The organism is Vibrio sp. 811 (assembly GCF_033339195.1).
Genome location: NZ_JAWOUB010000004.1, coordinates 71,912 through 90,145, shown reverse-complemented (window position 1 = coordinate 90,145; position 18,234 = coordinate 71,912). Strand labels below are relative to the sequence as shown.

Annotated in this window: 12 protein-coding genes and 1 other annotated feature; of the genes, 8 read left to right on the top strand and 4 right to left on the bottom strand. The window is 45.2% G+C overall.

Annotated features, from left to right (window positions below):
• Positions 1 to 213: 213 nt before the first annotated feature.
• On the bottom strand, positions 214 to 1,683 hold the full coding sequence (locus R7Q46_RS08920) for a glutamate synthase subunit beta (RefSeq protein ID WP_237306508.1): 1,470 nt from the start codon (positions 1,681 to 1,683) through the stop codon (positions 214 to 216).
• Positions 1,683 to 6,233: a glutamate synthase large subunit gene (gene gltB / locus R7Q46_RS08915; protein ID WP_318077447.1), complete on the bottom strand. Its 4,551-nt coding sequence runs from the start codon at positions 6,231 to 6,233 to the stop codon at positions 1,683 to 1,685. The genes R7Q46_RS08920 and gltB overlap by 1 nt, the downstream gene beginning before the upstream one ends.
• Before the next feature lie 550 nt (positions 6,234 to 6,783).
• On the opposite strand from gltB, the gene R7Q46_RS08910 reads away from it, so the two are divergent.
• From R7Q46_RS08910 to R7Q46_RS08895, 4 genes are all read left to right on the top strand, one after another.
• On the top strand, positions 6,784 to 7,743 hold the full coding sequence (locus R7Q46_RS08910) for a TIGR01212 family radical SAM protein (RefSeq protein ID WP_017633631.1): 960 nt from the start codon (positions 6,784 to 6,786) through the stop codon (positions 7,741 to 7,743).
• Positions 7,744 to 7,778: 35 nt separating this feature from the next.
• On the top strand, positions 7,779 to 9,524 hold the full coding sequence (locus R7Q46_RS08905) for a diguanylate cyclase (RefSeq protein ID WP_213871851.1): 1,746 nt from the start codon (positions 7,779 to 7,781) through the stop codon (positions 9,522 to 9,524).
• A 237-nt stretch (positions 9,525 to 9,761) separates the two neighbouring features.
• A complete protein-coding gene (gene arcB, locus R7Q46_RS08900) occupies positions 9,762 to 12,116 on the top strand; it encodes an aerobic respiration two-component sensor histidine kinase ArcB (RefSeq protein WP_005381826.1) in 2,355 nt (784 codons plus the stop codon).
• Position 12,117: 1 nt separating this feature from the next.
• Complete coding sequence (locus tag R7Q46_RS08895; protein ID WP_054574283.1) at positions 12,118 to 12,567, top strand: hypothetical protein; 450 nt, start codon at positions 12,118 to 12,120, stop codon at positions 12,565 to 12,567.
• An 85-nt stretch (positions 12,568 to 12,652) separates the two neighbouring features.
• Here the strand turns inward: R7Q46_RS08895 and arcA are convergent, their stop codons facing one another.
• Positions 12,653 to 13,369 (bottom strand): two-component system response regulator ArcA, encoded by a 717-nt coding sequence (gene arcA, locus R7Q46_RS08890; protein ID WP_005381824.1) that lies wholly within the window; start codon positions 13,367 to 13,369, stop codon positions 12,653 to 12,655.
• A 361-nt stretch (positions 13,370 to 13,730) separates the two neighbouring features.
• Between arcA and R7Q46_RS08885 the strand changes: the two genes are divergently transcribed.
• Together R7Q46_RS08885 and R7Q46_RS08880 are read left to right on the top strand one after the other, a co-directional pair.
• Positions 13,731 to 14,138 (top strand): DUF3293 domain-containing protein, encoded by a 408-nt coding sequence (locus R7Q46_RS08885; RefSeq protein ID WP_053306886.1) that lies wholly within the window; start codon positions 13,731 to 13,733, stop codon positions 14,136 to 14,138.
• Positions 14,139 to 14,202: 64 nt separating this feature from the next.
• Positions 14,203 to 14,685, top strand: a complete 483-nt coding sequence (locus R7Q46_RS08880; protein ID WP_005381822.1) for a putative 4-hydroxy-4-methyl-2-oxoglutarate aldolase — start codon at positions 14,203 to 14,205, stop codon at positions 14,683 to 14,685.
• On the opposite strand, the gene R7Q46_RS08875 is transcribed toward R7Q46_RS08880, so the two are convergent.
• Positions 14,682 to 15,152, bottom strand: a complete 471-nt coding sequence (locus R7Q46_RS08875) for a hypothetical protein (RefSeq protein WP_047102035.1) — start codon at positions 15,150 to 15,152, stop codon at positions 14,682 to 14,684. The two genes, R7Q46_RS08880 and R7Q46_RS08875, sit on opposite strands and share 4 nt — an antisense overlap.
• A 423-nt stretch (positions 15,153 to 15,575) precedes the next feature.
• Here R7Q46_RS08875 and thrL point away from each other — a divergent pair, with 423 nt between their 5' ends.
• Together thrL and thrA are read left to right on the top strand one after the other, a co-directional pair.
• Entirely contained in the window at positions 15,576 to 15,653 is a 78-nt protein-coding gene (gene thrL / locus R7Q46_RS08870) for a thr operon leader peptide (RefSeq protein WP_074192076.1), read from the top strand.
• Positions 15,589 to 15,708: a sequence feature (Thr leader region), on the top strand. Its footprint overlaps the gene before it by 65 nt.
• Before the next feature lie 54 nt (positions 15,709 to 15,762).
• Entirely contained in the window at positions 15,763 to 18,222 is a 2,460-nt protein-coding gene (thrA, locus tag R7Q46_RS08865; protein ID WP_065274188.1) for a bifunctional aspartate kinase/homoserine dehydrogenase I, read from the top strand.
• Positions 18,223 to 18,234 lie beyond the last annotated feature (12 nt).

The following is an 18,234-nucleotide window of genomic DNA, read 5'->3' as shown; positions in this document are numbered from 1 at the left end:
TTAATAAGCTAAAATAGTTTAATAATTTCAAATAGATAGAAAATTGATTGTTACAAAAAAGTAACATTTGATTCTGTGAGAGATAAAAAAGACCAGCATAAAATGCTGGTCAAAATAGAAAGATTGGAAGGAATTGTTTTCTTTCTTCACCGATAGCCATCGATATTGCTGATGGCTATTAGGCAATTGAAAGAGCGAAGCATGACTGCTTCGTTAAGCAGAAAGCATCAGTGAATCTGCTTTTGCTTCTAGGTTTGTGCCACCCATTAGGTAATCATCGATAGCACGGGCACATTCGCGGCCTTCATTGATACAACGAACCACCAAAGATTGGCCTGTTCGCATATCACCAGCAGCAAATACACCTTCTTGGTTTGTAGCAAAACCTTGAGTTGCTACGTTACCACGATCATCTAGCGCGATATCCAGTTGAGCAAGTACGCCCGTTGGTTCAGGATGAAGGAAGCCCATCGCTAGGAATGCCATATCACATGGAATCACCCGCTCGCTGCCTTCAACTTCTTTAAAGCCTGGACGCTCGCCAGGTTTCGCCTCTTCCCAAACGATATCAGCCAAACGAAGACCAGTAACTTCACCTTTGTCGTTACCGATGAACTCTTTAGTTAGGATGTTCCAGTGACGATCAACGCCTTCTTCATGAGATGTCGAAGTACGTAGGATCATCGGGTACTGTGGCCAAGGCATATTGGCAGGACGCTTTTCTGGTGGAATCGGCATGATTTCCACTTGAGTTACACTTGCTGCGCCGTGACGGTTTGACGTACCTACACAGTCTGAACCGGTATCACCACCACCAATGACAACCACATGTTTACCTTTTGCGTGAATCTCTTCCGTTTTCAGGTCCATGTTATTTGCACGGCGGTTGTTTTGACCTAGGAATTCCATTGCGAAGTGAACGCCTTTGAGCTCACGACCCGGAACTGGCAAATCACGTGGAACTGTTGAGCCTCCCGTCAGTAGAACCACATCGAACTCTTGACGCAATTGTTGAGCATTTACATCAACACCGACGTGTTGGTTTACTTTAAACTCAATGCCAGCTTCTGCCATTAGATTGATCTTGCGATCAATGACTTCCATGCTCAGTTTAAAGTCTGGGATACCAAAACGTAGCAGACCGCCGACTTTCTCGTCTCGCTCGAATACCGTCACAGTATGACCAGCGCTGTTTAACTGCTCAGCAGCCGCAAGGCCAGCAGGGCCCGAACCGATGATCGCAACGGTTTTGCCAGTTCGAGAGCGTGGTGTTTTTGGTTTGGCGTACCCTTCACGATACGCCGTTTCCACGATGGTTTTCTCGATATTACAGATAGTGATTGGATCTTGGTTGATACCAAGTACACAAGCACTTTCACATGGAGCAGGGCAAACACGACCAGTGAACTCTGGGAAGTTATTGGTTGAGCTTAGAATGTTCCATGCTTCTTCCCAGCTATCACGATAAACTGCATCGTTAAACTCTGGGATGATGTTACCGATAGGGCAGCCGTTATGACAAAACGGCACACCACAATCCATACAACGAGAAGCCTGAGTATTGATTTTGTCACCAAACTCCTCGTTCAGGACGAACTCTTTGTTGTTCTTGATGCGTTCAGCTGGGTCGATCTTCTGTGGTAGTTCACGACCATGCTCTAAAAATCCAGTAGGCTTACCCATTATACGGCCTCCACTTGAGTTTCGTTTCCTTGAGACTGTGCTTCAGCTTTACGCTTTTGAAGAACCGCTTTGTAGTCACGCGGCATTACCTTAACCATAGAGGCTAGGCTTGCTTCAAAGTTGTCTAGGAAAGACTGAGCGACTTCACTTCCTGTGAATTGAACATGCTTAGTTAGCATGTCGAGTAATAGATCTCTGTCTTCTTGCTCGATTGGATCTAGGTCTACTAACTCTGGGTTCAGTTTTGACTCAAAGTCACCTGATTTATCCCATATGTAAGCCACGCCACCACTCATACCTGCGGCAAAGTTACGACCTGTTGACCCAAGGATGATGGCTGCACCGCCAGTCATGTATTCACAACCGTGGTCACCGACGCCTTCTACTACGACTTTCGCGCCTGAGTTACGAACACAGAAACGTTCACCAGCCATACCACGAATGAAAGACTCACCCGAAGTTGCACCGTAGAAGCACACGTTACCAACCACGATGTTGTCTTCCGCGACAATGCTTGATTTCGCATCTGGATAAAGTACTAAAGTACCGCCGGATAAGCCTTTACCCCAGTAGTCGTTCGCGTCGCCTTCCACTTCGAACTTCACGCCCTTAGCTAGGAATGCGCCGAATGACTGACCTGCAGAACCTTTGAACTTCACGTTCATTGGCTGAGGTAGACCTGCATCTTTGTACACTTTCGAGATTTCGTTCGACAACATGGTACCTGCAGAGCGGTCCGTGTTGACGATAGGGAACTCGGCATTCACCGCTTCGCCTTTCTCGAGTGCAGGAATCGCTGCTTGAATCAGCTTACGGTCTAGCACTTCTTCTAGGTTGTGGTTCTGTTGAGCTTGGTTGAATACACCATCAGCTTCACGTGGTTGCTCAACGTGGAGAACAGGAGACAGATCTAGGTTCTTGTATTTCCAGTGAGAAATGTCTTGGCGGATCTTCAGTTTCTGACCTTGACCGACCATTTCATCGATAGTGCGGAAGCCAAGCTCAGCCATGATTTCACGTAGACCTTGTGCCATGTATTGGAAGAAGGTAACGACGTCTTCTACGCGGCCATCAAAGCGCTCGCGAAGCGTCTTGTTCTGAGTCGCGATACCAACAGGACAAGTGTTCTTATGACACTTACGCATCATGATACAACCTTCAACCACTAATGCTGCGGTTGCTACGCCCCATTCTTCTGCACCAAGTAGTGTTGCCACTGCAAGGTCGCGAGGTGTCTTCATCTGACCATCTGCTTGAACCACGATACGGTTACGTAGACCGTTCTTCAGTAGCGTTTGGTGCGTTTCTGCCAAGCCAAGTTCCCAAGGAAGACCGGTATGGCGGATTGAAGACATTGGTGATGCACCTGTACCGCCGTCGAAACCTGCGATTAGTACAACGTCCGCTTTCGCTTTCGCTACACCAGAAGCGATCGTACCTACGCCTGCTTCTGATACCAGCTTCACGTTTACACGGCCTGCGCGGTTCGCGTTCTTCAAGTCGTAGATAAGCTGAGCCAAATCTTCGATTGAGTAGATATCGTGGTGTGGTGGTGGAGAGATAAGGCCAACGCCCGGAGTCGAGTGACGCGTTGCACCGATCCAGTCATCTACTTTATCGCCTGGTAGCTGACCACCTTCACCTGGCTTCGCACCTTGAGCCATTTTGATTTGCAGCTCTTCAGCGTTAGTTAGGTAGTAAGAGGTTACGCCGAAACGACCTGAAGCCACCTGCTTGATTGCTGAGCGTTCCCAGTCGCCGTTTTCTTTGCGTTCGAAACGCATTGGGTCTTCACCACCTTCACCGGAGTTCGATTTCGCGCCAAGACGGTTCATCGCAACAGCTAGTGTGGAGTGTGCTTCGTAAGAAATAGAACCGAATGACATAGCGCCCGTCGCGAAGCGTTTCACGATGCTTTCAATTGGTTCGACTTCGTCGATAGAGATAGAACCTGCTGGGTTCTTAATGAATTCTAGCTGGCTACGCAGAGTTACTGCGTTGTCACCTTGTTTATCTACGGCTGTCGCGTACTGCTTGAACTGATCGTAGTTCTTGTTGCGCGTAGACTCTTGCAGTAGAGAAATGGTTTCTGGGTTGAATAGGTGCTTCTCACCACGCTGTTTCCATTGGTAAACACCACCAACATCCAGCATTTGAATTGGGATTTCGCGTTGTGGGTAACCGATGCGGTGACGGATCAGCACTTCTTTGGCGATATCATCAAGGGTTAGACCTTGGATACGAGAAACTGTACCTGTGAAGTATTTGTCTACCACGGATTTGTGGATGCCCAAGGCTTCGAAGATTTGCGCACCATGGTACGACTGTAGCGTTGAGATACCCATCTTCGAGAAGATCTTCAGAAGACCGCCATTGATCGCTTTACGGTAGTTGTTGAACAGATCACGAGGGTTCGCTTCTGGATCCAACTTCTTCGTACGTTGAAGTTCAATGATGGTTTCAATCACTAGGTAAGGGTTAACCGCATTCGCACCGTAACCAAGTAGCGTTGCAAAGTGGTGCGTTTCACGCGCGTCACCAGTTTCAACCACGATGTCACACTTCGCACGTAGACCTTTACGGATCAAGTGGTGGTGTACTGCGCCAACTGCCAGCATTGCTGGGATCGCCGCGTGGTTTGAATTCACTGCACGGTCAGTGAGTAGGATGATTGAGTAACCATCGATAACCGCGTCTTCTGCGTATTGGCAGATACGTTTTAGTGCACGCTCAAGCTTGCCTTGATCTTCATTGGCTTGGAACACGATATCCAACGTTTTCGCTTGTAGGTGCTCGTTATCGATCGCACGCAGTTTTTCAAGCTCAGAGTTGGCTAGAACAGGCGATTCCAATTCTACTTTCTGACAGTGAAGTGGTGTTTCAGTCAGAAGGTTTTGGTCTTTACCCAAGTAAGTGTTCAGCGACATAACCATGCGCTCACGGATCGGGTCGATCGGTGGGTTGGTTACCTGTGCGAACAGCTGCTTGAAGTAGTTAGAGAGATGTTGAGACTGATGAGATAGAACCGCAAGAGGCCAGTCGGCACCCATTGCTGATAATGGTTCTTTCGCGTCATTCGCCATTGGAACGATGATTTCGTTCACTTCTTCAGTGCTTACGCCAAACGCTTGTTGGCGGTGTAGAAGGTGTTCTGGCTTAGGTTGGCTGAACTGGTTGCTCGCATCTGGCAGCTTCTTCAAGCTCAGTAGGTTTTCTTCTACCCACTTCTCGTAAGGCTGCGCTGTTGCAATGGTGTCTTTCACTTCTTCATCGGAGATGATGCGACCTTGCTCTAGGTCTGCAACGAAGATACGACCTGGTTGTAGGCGACCACGGAACTCAACGTTTTCTGGTTCTATATCCACAACACCAGATTCAGATGCCATCACTAGGAAGTTATCTTTGGTCACTGTGTAGCGAGAAGGGCGCAAACCGTTACGGTCTAGTGTCGCACCAACTTGAACACCATCAGTAAAACATACGGAAGCCGGGCCATCCCATGGTTCCATGATGTTCGCATGGTACTGATAGAACGCGCGACGCTTAGGATCCATGTTTTTGTTTTCTTGCCATGCTTCCGGAATCATCATCATCAATGCGTGTGGCAGGCTGCGACCAGACAGAACTAGGAGCTCAAGCGCCATATCGAAGTTAGATGAATCCGAGCTGCCTTCCTGACAGATTGGAAGAAGCATGTCGATTTCAGCCTGAGTAAACAGGTCTGATTCTAGGATTGCTTCACGGGCTTTCATCCAGTTCAAGTTACCGCGAACTGTATTGATTTCACCGTTGTGGGCAATGTAACGGAAAGGCTGTGCAAGACGCCATTTCGGGAAGGTATTGGTAGAGAAACGAGAGTGTACCAGTGCCAGTGCAGTCACCATGGTCGGGTTTTGTAGATCAAGGAAGTACTGAGGTACTTGCTCGGTCGTTAACTGACCTTTGTACACCAATGTCTTGTAAGACATGGAGTTAATGTAGAAGTCGTCACCAATGTTCGAAACGCTTTCTAGGCAAACACGTACAGTATAGTTACGAAGTACGTACAGTTTGCGTTCTAGTTCTTCAGGTGTGATGCCAGGGCCACCAGAGATAAACACATGCTCAAACTGAGGCTCTGTGCTTAGTGGGTCTGCACCGATCATTGAGTTATCGGTTGGTAAAACGCGGTAGCCGATAACTTCAAGATCTAGACGCTGTGCATTACGTTCTAGAATGTCACGGCATTGCTCGCGTTTGTATTCGTCTTTCGGGAAAAGAACGACACCAACACCATACCTTTCAAACGAAGGCAGTTTAATGCCTAGCTTAACGGCTTCTTCTAATAGGAATTCATGAGGTTTTTGTAGCAAGATACCCGCACCGTCACCGCTGCATGGGTCACAACCTTGACCACCACGGTGTTCCATGCGAGCCAGCATATCCAATGCTTGAGTCACTACTTCATGAGATTTACGGTTTTTAAGGTGAGCAACAAAACCGATACCACAAGCGTCATGCTCCAGTTCCGGAGTGTACAGACCCTGTGGATTTTGCTCTCTATCTACCATAGATACATCCTTCCAGTTCAATGTCGACGCAAAAGTACCAGGCAGCAAATACTACCTAGACTATTGATTACGTCTTGTCCTTTATATTTATTATCGCCACCGATCTAGGTTGACCGGTCTTGATTCCTTTCCGTATCTCGCAGGAAAAGTTTTGCGAGAAAAACAATCCTTGGTGGTATCCCTTTATTTATTATCACTATCTAGTGATTTATATAGGTAGGAGTGGGATAACACCGACAAATCCCGCAGTGTGCTTTGTAATAAAAGTCACAAAAATAACGGGGTTGTGTAAGCATCCTACAATTTTGTCACTTCAGAATGCAATGAAAAAGTCGGCGTTGTGCCCCAATTTTTCGTTTAATTATGCATTTTTAGTTTAACATTTACGCAACATGAACGATTTTTGTCTTTAATTATGCAAGTTTATTGATTTTGACCCGCATGATGGGTGTTTGAATTGATTAATATTGTGTGTTTTTTCTTGCAGGGATGTAATTTATTTACACAGATCGTAGTGAGATTGATTACGATTTATTGTTGGTGAGAATTTATGCAGTTACATGAGTTGGTCAATACAATCGGCCAAGATCTTCAGCGTCGATACGGTGAAAAGGTTCATAAGTTAACATTGCACGGTGGATTTAGTTGCCCTAACCGCGATGGCACGATTGGGCGGGGAGGATGTACATTTTGCAATGTGGCTTCGTTTGCAGATGAAGAAGTCCAGATAAAAAGCATTCACGAACAGTTAAAAGATCGCGCAGGTGAAATTCACAGAGCGAAGAAATATCTCGCTTATTTTCAGGCCTACACCAGTACCTATGCCGAGGTACAAGTTCTCAAAAACATGTATGAGGAAGCACTAAAGGCTGCAGACATGGTTGGTCTTTGTGTGGGGACGCGTCCTGATTGCGTCCCTGATGCGGTATTGGATTTACTGTCGGGCTATGTACAGCAAGGTTATGAAATTTGGCTAGAACTAGGTCTTCAAACCGCCAACAATGACACCCTAAAACGTATCAATCGTGGTCATGACTTTGAGTGTTATGCCGAAATCACTAAGCGTGCGCGAACACTTGGAATCAAGGTTTGTACTCACTTAATTGTGGGTTTACCCAAAGAAACCCGCGCCGAAAATATTGAAACGCTGCAAAAAGTGTTGGCCGTGGGAACGGATGGCATCAAGTTACATGGCTTGCATATTGTCGAAGGTAGCACCATGGCGAAAGCTTGGCGTGCTGGAAAGCTAGAAGCCCCTGAATTAGAAGAATATGTTGCGATCGCCAGTGAAATGATTCGTATGACACCACCAGATGTGATTTATCATCGCGTTTCATCAGCAGCCAGGAGGCCCACGTTATTATCGCCTCTGTGGTGTGAAAACCGTTGGCTAGCGATGACGGAAATTGGTCGAGATCTCAGTGCTCATGGTGCTCAAGGGAGTCTTACGGGTAATACCTTTATCTATACTAAACCGGAATTAATAGCAGATCGCTCAATAAATAACTGATATATTTTAACCAGTGTTCTTTGAAGGTTTAAACGATGGATCAGTTACTCAATTGGCTTTGGGGTGGTCAAGGCGGTTATGGCTATGTCGTCTTGTTATTAATCGCAGGCGTGTGCGCGTTAGCACTGATCTATTTGCACTTTCAGACATCACTTAAGCAACTAGTAACGGATTCTCCCTATCCAGTCATAGTGGTGGACTCTAGCCATGCTCAGCTCTTGCTATCTAACCAGGCTGCGATGCAGTTATTAGGCATTCGCTCTTTGGGAACGGGGTATTTGTATCCTGCTTTATTCGATATTCATGAGCTTGAGCAGTTTCTCGATCGCTTCTCTAGTCGTCATTTTCGTCAGCAGGCTTTTGAGTGGCGACTATCTGATAGTGAATCTATTAAAGTGGAGCTGTCAGGCAGAAAGAGTTTATTACGCAATCATCGAGTTTGGATTCTTTATACTCAGCCATATCAAGCCACTCACCAAGAGCAGCAACAAGAACTTGCCCAATTAATCATCGCACGTTCGGCATTAGACTCACTTTCAGAGCTGATTTGTACCCAAGACCGCCAAGGCAATCTGTTAACGACCAATCGAGCATTTGATCAATTCTGGCAAGGGCGAAGGGAAGAAGCTTGCGCATCCAAGGCCTTGGGTAAGATAACCAGAAAAAGCGAACGTAAATGGACAACGGATCCACAAGGTCGAAGTTGCTTATTGGAAGTCAATCAAAACTCTCTTGTTTCGCCGAGTGGTGAGCTTATCGGTACGCTGTCTATTAGTCATGACGTGACTGAATGGCACAAGATGCAACAGAATCTGCGAGATGAAATGGAGCGTCGCAAAGATACGGAGGTGGCGCTAGCGCAAAGAGATACTATCTTACAAACGATTCTGGATGCCAGTCCGGACTCTATTGGTATTTTCAATGAGAACATGGTCTATCAAGCGTGTAATCAGCCTTTTGTTAAGGCGTTAGGCATTTCAAAAATTTCTGATTTGATAGGTAAGCGCCTCCAAGACGTGATTCCTAAAGAGATGTACGCGCGCTTAGCAGACAGTGACTTAGAAGCATTACGCCAGTTAGAGCCAGTTCGATACATAGATAAAGTCGTGAGTAGTGATGGTAAAAGTACGTGGTTTGATGTGGTGAAATCGCCTTTTAAAGATAAAGCATCAGGAACGAATGGTGTGCTGATCATGGCGCGTGATATTTCTGAGCGTTATCTTGCAGAACAAAAGTTGGAAAAAGCCAACCTAGAGTTAGAAAAATTGAGCTTTATGGATAGCTTAACTCAAGTATCGAACCGACGCCGTTTCGACGAACAACTGCAGGTATTGTGGTACCACCATGCTAGAGAAAAGCTGCCGCTCACCATCATGTTATGTGACATCGACTTTTTCAAAGATTACAACGACTGCTACGGTCACCAACAAGGTGATGAAGCGTTAGTCAGTGTCGCTACCGTGTTTACACAAGTCATCAATCGTTCTTCGGATTGTGTTGCGCGTTATGGTGGCGAGGAGTTTGGTTTTATATTGCCGAATACCACCACGGAAGGTGCGCGCAACGTAGCGCAGCGTATTCATGAGAAAATTCTACAGCTTGATATGGAACACGACAGTTCAGAAGCATCTGAACGCCTTACCGTCAGTATCGGTCTGGTCTCTTACATTCCTCAGCATGGTGATGAACCCGAAATGGGCATCGCTATGGCTGACAGTGCGTTATACCAAGCTAAAGCTGATGGACGTAATCGCACCTGTATTCACCCCAGTTCTTGCTAACGCTTTGTGACCGCTTGCTCTAAGTTGATAGCTGATTGTTTAAATCACCGTATTAAACACGTTAAACTTACAGAAGCCTGTGCGCTCGTTGGTTTATCTTTCTATCTCGTGTCACAAGCGCAGATCGCACCGTGTGTTTTTCACTAATCAAACAGACCTAAATTGCGTTAGGTCGAGTGCATTTACCTGTTTTTCATCATCGAATGGCGCTATCTAGCCACCACCATGGAGTAGTTAATGAAACCCATGAAAAATCTCGCCCAGTATTATGTCGACTTGCTAGTCAAACTGGGGATTGTTCGCTTCTCTATTTTGCTAGCCCTTGCGCTGGTGGCATTAGCTGTTGTGGTGCAGGTAGGGATTACTTTAGCTCTTAAAGGGCGAGTGGATGATATCGACATTGTCCGTTCGGTGTTTTTTGGTCTATTGATCACCCCTTGGGCGGTTTACTTCCTCTCTGTGGTTGTCGATCAACTAGAAGAGTCTCGCCAGCGTTTAACTAAGCTGGTGTCCAAACTGAAGGACATGCGTTCGCGAGATCAAGAGTTGAATTACCAACTTCAACAAAACATTGAAAAGCTTAACCAAGAAATTGAAGAGCGTATTAAAGCGGAAGAAGCGCGTGAAGAGGCGATGCAAGACCTCGAAAATGAGGTATTCCAACGCGAACGTACTCAATTAGAGTTGGCAGAACGTACTGCATTACTGCGTTCATTTATTGATGCCTCACCAGACTTAATTTACTACCGCAATGCGGATGGTGTTTTTTCTGGCTGTAACCGCGCGATGGAAGAGCTAACGGGCAAGAAAGAGCACCAGTTAGTCGGATTAAGCCCTTGGGATGTGTATAGCAAAGAAATCGCCGAGCATATCGTTGATACTGACCAAAAGGTTTTTGCCGATAATCAAGCAATTACTTACGAGCAATGGCTCGAATACCCAGATGGTCGCAAGCATTACTTTGAGCTGCGTAAAGTGCCATTTTACAGCAAAGATGGCCGCCACCTTGGTCTCGTTGGGTTCGGTCGTGATATCACTGAACGTAAGCGCCATGAAGAGTCGTTAGAGAAAGCAAGCCGCGACAAAACTACCTTCATCTCAACCATCAGTCATGAGCTGCGAACGCCGCTGAATGGCATTGTAGGCTTAAGTCGTATGCTTCTAGATAGTCCGTTGACAGAAGAGCAGCGTAAACACATGCAGACCATCAATGTGAGTGCGATTACTCTAGGTAACATCTTCAACGATATTATCGATATGGATAAATTTGATCGCCGTAAGTTAGAACTATTACCTGCGCCACTTAACTTCGAAGACTTCGTCGCAGAGATTGAGAGTATCTCAGCTCTGATGGCGGAACAAAAAGGGTTACGCTTTGACTTAGAACGTTTAAGCGACTTGCCAAAAGCAATTGAAGTGGATGCAACCCGTCTACGTCAGGTGATTTGGAACTTGGTCAGCAACGCAATGAAGTTCACCAAGGAAGGTGGCGTTGTGATGACAGTGAGCGCGGATGTCGAAGACGATTTTGCGACCATTATTATGGAAGTGGAAGACACAGGTATTGGTATCCCAGACGAAGAGCTAGATAAGATCTTTGCGATGTACTACCAAGTGAAATCAGGCAAGGACAACCTGCATGCGGTCGGTACAGGTATTGGTTTGGCGGTATCTAAGCAACTGATCAATATGATGGATGGTGACATTACGGTTACCAGTGAGGAAGGCTTTGGTAGCACTTTTACTGTATCGATCCACGTTCCGATTGTTGAACTAGCTGAGCCAGTCATTGATGCGAAACGCGACAATGTGCGCCTCAACATATTTATGGTCGAAGACATCGAGCTTAACGTAACTGTGGCTAAATCGTTACTAGAGAGCCTAGGGCACTCTGTCACCGTGGCAATGACGGGCCAAGAAGCGTTAGTGAACTTTGTGCCAGAAAAATACGACTTAGCGTTGTTGGATATCCAACTGCCTGATATGACGGGCTTTGATGTCGCCAATTATTACCGCAAGCATTATAACAATCTTCCTCCATTGGTCGCCTTAACTGCTAATGTAATGAAAGATCGTCGTGAATACTTAGATAACGGCATGGATGATGCGATCAGTAAGCCGCTGGCAGTGAATGCTATTCAGTCAGTGATTGATAAATTCTTCGCTCACCAGTTAGAACAACCTAAGGAAGTGGTGAGCGGTCCCGAAACAGTGGAAGAGCCAGTGCCTTCTCCTGTGATTGAGACACATTTGCTCGATATGGATATGTTAGAGTCTTACGTCGACATTGTTGGTGCAAAACCTGTCTACGACAGCATAAAAATGTTTGAAGATATGATGCCAGACTATATCGATGTCTTAGATTCGAACATGACAGCGAAAGATCAAGATGGGATTGTTTCTGAAGCGCATAAAATCAAAGGTGCTGCAGGTTCAATTGGCCTGAAACGTATCCAAAGTGTGGCGCAAAAAGCGCAATCGCCCGATATGCCTGCATGGTGGGAAAACATTTCAGACTGGGTTGAAGAGATCAAAAATGAATACCAAAACGATATTCAAGTCCTCAAAAGTTGGTTGGAACAAAGGAAATAACATGAAAAGAATCGCACCATTGGCGTTAGTCATGGCATTGATGGCAGGCTGTAGTTCCGTTCCAAATGTGAATTGGCAACAAAACAGTCAGATTACGATTAATGAGGTTAATGTTGAGCTCAAAAGTAATTTATGGGTGAACCTCATGCCGAATATTGGGGACGTGGAAGAGCAAAGTATTCAAGGTGCACTTTACCTCGAAGGAGATCAGTTACTTCCTGCAAATCTAACGGCAGAAGCTCTTATTATTAAACAGGGGCAAAAAGAGTGGTTGGTGGACAGTGCGTCTTTAGATACTCGAACGCACAGTGAAAGCCGATGGGAGGTGGCGTTCTCGTCTCACATTGATGTGAACACAGAAAAATCGGTTGATATCGCAGTGCTTCTAGACGATGCGGGTAAACAGCGTTGGTTAGTCGAAAAGTACGTGAAGATTAACAAGGTTTATTAACCGCAATGATGTTGCATTAGTCGTTAGACCTAAAACAAAAAGGGCTTGCTCAATGAGCAAGCCCTTCGGATATTAGCGGTTAAATCTAGTCTTCTAGATCGCCACAGAAGCGGTAACCTTCGCCGTGGATAGTGGCGATGATTTCTGGCGTGCCTGAAACAGACTCAAAGTGCTTACGGATACGACGAATCGTTACGTCTACAGTACGGTCGTGTGGCTTAAGTTCACGACCAGTCATCTTCTTAAGAAGATCTGCACGAGTTTGAATCTTACCCGGGTTCTCACAGAAGTGCAGTAGTGCGCGGAACTCAGAGCGAGGTAGCTTGTAGCTATCACCAGCAGGGCTTACTAGAGAGCGGCTGTTGATGTCTAGTACCCAACCGTTGAATTCATACTTTTCTACCGAGCGCTTCTCTTCTTGCACCGCGTTAGAGCTCATTGAGCGACTAAGTAGGTTACGTGCACGAATAGTTAGCTCACGTGGATTGAATGGTTTAGTGATGTAGTCATCTGCACCAATCTCAAGACCTAGGATCTTGTCTACTTCATTGTCACGGCCTGTCAGGAACATTAAAGCAATGTTCGCTTGCTCGCGTAATTCACGCGCTAGTAGAAGGCCATTCTTGCCTGGAAGATTAATGTCCATAATAACCAAGTTGACTGAGTTATCAGACAACACTTGGTGCATCTCTTCACCGTCACTGGCTTCAAAAACAGCGTATCCCTCTGCTTCAAAAATACTCTTAAGAGTGTTACGAGTTACTTGCTCATCTTCAACGATAAGAATCTGCGGGGTTTGCATTGGCGGTACCTAAATTTGTGACAAAATTGTGCTAATAGAATAAATTCTAGGCAAAAATATAACATACAGGTAATGTGATTTTGATAATAAATCAAGTTGATCAAAAAAACACTTCTTTCAGTTATCCGCCCTCCATGGAATTTTGCCAACTCACCAGTATCCAATGGCGACGTTTATTCTAAAGGGCTTGTTTACCTTTCATTTCCTGCTTTCAGTGGGGCCTGAAACGTAAACACCCTAAGATATTGAGCGGATTTTATATTGTTAACAGCATGCTAACAATGCTCAAATGTTAATTCCATTCAGTTTGTTGATTTATATCAATTGATGAAATGTAACTGTTATTAATCGTTTAAGACTTATGATAGAAAAAAGTAATACGAACATAGACGCATCGTTATGGAATGCTTATTCAGAATCTTTTTTCAGATTCGAAGCCGAGTGGCGTGTTTCAAACTATGCTGTGATAACCGCTTGGAACCCATACAGTAACTTGAGGTCCAAAGAAGAGAACAGCATAAACAATCACGCGTTAGAAAAACAGCTACAGCACGTTAATTACGCGCCTGTCACGGTAGGTGATAGCGCTTTTACATGGTATGAGGAAAGCTTTGCCGTCGAGTTGTCGCCAGAGGTAGCCGTTGAATTGGCGAATGACTTTCAACAAAACGCGATTTATTACGTCATTAATGACCAACTTTATCTTATTGCGTGCTCGCAGCCGAAAGTTTTTCATACGTTAGGCTCCATTAAGCCTCGACTCGTATAGAAGGTATAGAAAAGGATACTGCTCACTGAAGCATCGCTTGGGTGAGAAAATTCACGGAGGAAATATGAGAGACATTACACCCGATATTTGTGACCAATTTGAAGACCAAGTGAGCTTGCTTACTTTACCATTGCAGAACTTTGGTCAACGTAGCGCTTTTTACGGTGAAATCGTTACGGTGCGCTGCTATCACGATAACTCGAAAGTGCGTGAAGTACTGGGCGAAGATGGAACGGGTAAAGTATTGATTGTTGACGGGCATGGATCGTGTCAGAGAGCATTACTCGGCGATCAATTAGCGATACTCGGAATAGAAAATGGGTGGGAAGGCATCATTGTCTATGGTGCAATACGCGACGTAGCACAAATATCTCAAATGGACATTGGCGTTCAAGCTCTTGGCACCAACCCGTTTAAAACAGAGAAGCGTGGGATAGGAGAGGTAAACGTAACCTTAACGATGCAAAACCAAATCGTTCAACCTAAGCACTACGTTTACGCGGACTGGAACGGTGTATTGATTTCTAAGCAAAAGCTGGACTTCTAAAAACGAAAGCCTAGACCAACTTCAAAGCCTTGTTGCCAATCTTGGTAATCAAGAGTCGCGTGAAGATCCAGTTTATCGGTAATTTTTACGCGACTTGAGACTTCAGCCGCGAGGCTACTGTCGTCTTGGCGAATACCTTCCGCTGTCTCGTTCTTGTAAGAGCGAACTGTACTTTTCAGCGTGACACGATCATTAAAGTGATAGCTGATCCCACTCAAAAAACCACTTTGATTTTGGGTAGGAGAGTTATTGACTCGTGCACCGACATAAACGTCTACCGAATCAAAAAGTTCGTAAGCGTAACCCGTATCGATATTCCAAACATCAAAACTGTCAGACTGATAACTGTCGCTGGAAATGAATAGTTTATGAGGAGAAGGGGATGTTTTACCTGGAAGCGGCGGAAGCTCGTTTGCTAGACAAACACCAGGCACAAAAAACAGCAACAGAAAAAGCCATCTTTTCATGTTCACCACTCCTTGTGTCAACTTTTTTATTAGTATGCGCCCAAAGCTTCTCACTATTAAAGCATAGAATATGAAAGCTAGCTCACCTATTTTCTAAATAATTCGATCCTATGAACATAAGTCACAGTTAAGTTGTTGTTATGTGTCACAACCCTCTCGAATTATTTGATCGTACGTTTTATGGCAAAGATCAGACTAGTTATTAGATAAAAAACCGAACTGGTGATGATGGTTAAGTCCTTTACAAAAACTAACTGTAGATTTTCAAATGATCAATAATGTGTAATTAACTATAAATATCAATGGCATTGATTAGCAGAAATCTCTGAAAGATGGAAAAACAAACAATTTTTTGTTGACTATGTATCAGAAACTCGGTAAACGTAGAGTTAAGCAAACACAATTAACGTTGAATATTTATTTATGCCATCTAACAGCCTAGTAGTAATGACCACGACCATTATTATTACCGACACGACACATGTTGGGGCAGGCTGCTGAGCGAAAGAAATTCACAAAAAAGGCCTGTATCCAACAAGATACAGGCCTTTTTTTATGCTTTTTTTATCCAGAATTTAGACAAATTTAAGAAGATATACCGGAGGAAGGGATGCGAGTATTGAAGTTTGGCGGATCATCACTAGCTGATGCAGATCGCTTTTTGAGAGCGGCAGACATTATTGCCAATAACGCTCAACAAGAAGAAGTAGCGGTTGTTCTTTCCGCTCCTGGTAAAACAACAAACAAATTGGTTGCGGTCATTGAAGGCGCATTGCGCAATGGTGAAGCAGAACTACAAATCAAAGAGTTGGAGGAGTCGTTTAAAACGCTCTTCACTCAAATCCAAGCAGTACTACCCAATATCGATGGTTCAGCTTTCGATAACCAAGTGAAAACTTCTCTCTCTCAATTACGCCAATTCGTTCATGGCATCAATCTTCTTGGCATGTGCCCAAACAATGTTAATGCACGTATTATTAGCAAAGGCGAACGCGTTTCGATTCAATTGATGAAAGCGGTGTTAGAAGCCAAAGGCCAGCCAGCACATCTTATCGACCCAGTTGAATACCTATACGCAAAAGGTGATCACCTTGAAGCCATGGTTGATGTAGATGTTTCAACGCAAAACTTCCGCCAAAACCCTCTTCCTCTGGGCCATGTGAACATTATGCCTGGCTTTACCGCAGGTAACGAGAAAGGTGAATTGGTAACACTTGGTCGCAATGGCTCTGATTATTCAGCGGCGGTTCTTGCGGCGTGTCTGCGCGCAGATTGTTGTGAGATCTGGACTGACGTAGATGGTGTATACAACTGTGACCCTCGTTTAGTAGAAGATGCTCGCCTGCTTAAATCTCTTAGCTACCAAGAAGCGATGGAGCTTTCTTACTTCGGTGCTTCCGTTTTGCATCCGAAAACCATTGCTCCTATCGCGCAGTTCCACATCCCATGTCTGATCAAAAACAGCTTTAACCCACAAGGTGCAGGAACTCTGATTGGGCAAGACACTGGTGAAGACAATCTGGCGATCAAAGGTATCACGACGCTAAACGACCTAACCATGGTTAACGTCTCCGGCCCAGGTATGAAGGGTATGGTTGGCATGGCAAGCCGCGTATTTGGCGCAATGTCTTCCGCTGGTGTGTCTATTGTTCTTATTACTCAGTCTTCTTCTGAGTACAGCATTAGCTTCTGTATTGAGGCAGAAGATAAAGCAAAAGCGCAACAAGTACTGGCCGATGCGTTTGAGTTGGAACTGAAAGATAGCTTATTAGAGCCGGTCGAGTTTATTGATAATGTTTCAATCATAACGTTGGTTGGTGACGGCATGCGTACATCGCGCGGTGTTGCATCTCGCTTCTTCTCATCTCTTGCTGAAGTGAACGTAAACATTGTAGCCATCGCACAGGGCTCATCTGAGCGTGCTATCTCAGCCGTGATTCCTGAAGATAAAATCTCTGAAGCGATCAAAGCGTGTCACGAAAACCTATTCAACTCTAAGCACTTCTTAGACGTATTCGTGGTTGGTATTGGCGGCGTTGGTGGTGAGCTGGTGGATCAGATCGAGCGTCAACAGGCGAAGCTTGCGGAAAAAGGCATCGTGATCCGCGTGTGTGGCTTGGCAAACAGCAAAGGTCTTCTGCTTGATAGTGAAGGTCTTCCACTCGATCATTGGCGTGATCGTATGTCGGCAGCGACAGAAGAGTTCAGCCTAGCGCGTTTGATTTCTTTGGTTCAACGTAACCACATCATCAACCCAGTATTGGTTGACTGTACATCAAGTGAAGATATCGCGAATCAATACGCTGATTTCTTAGCTGCTGGTTTCCATGTCGTTACACCAAATAAAAAAGCAAACACAGCAAGCATGGCTTACTATCATCAGCTTCGCGATGTTGCGCGCAGCTCTCGTCGCAAGCTGATGTACGAAACAACTGTGGGGGCGGGTCTACCGGTAATCGAAAACCTGCAAAACCTAATCTCAGCGGGTGATGAGCTAGAGCGCTTCAGCGGTATTCTTTCTGGCTCTCTGTCATACATCTTCGGTAAGTTAGATGAAGGTATGAGCCTAAGTGAAGCAACTAATATCGCAAAAGAAAATGGTTTTACTGAACCGGATCCTCGGGATGATCTTTCTGGTATGGATGTCGCGCGTAAGCTTCTGATCCTAGCTCGTGAAGCAGGCATGTCTCTAGAACTAGAAGACGTTGTGGTTGATCAAGCACTGCCACCAGGTTTTGATGATTCTGGTAGCGTTGATGAATTTATGGCGCGTTTACCTGAAGCAGACGCCTACTTTAAAGAATTATCTGCAAAGGCAGCGGAAGAGGGCAAAGTACTGCGCTACGTTGGTGAAATTAATGAGGGCAAGTGCACAGTAAGCATCGCAGCGGTGGATGAAAACGATCCAATGTATAAAATCAAGGACGGTGAAAACGCACTGGCATTTTACAGCCGTTACTATCAGCCAATCCCACTAGTGTTACGTGGCTATGGTGCAGGCACCGAAGTAACGGCTGCGGGTGTATTTTCTGACGTGATGCGTACTTTAGGTTGGAAACTAGGGGTATAACAATAATGAGTT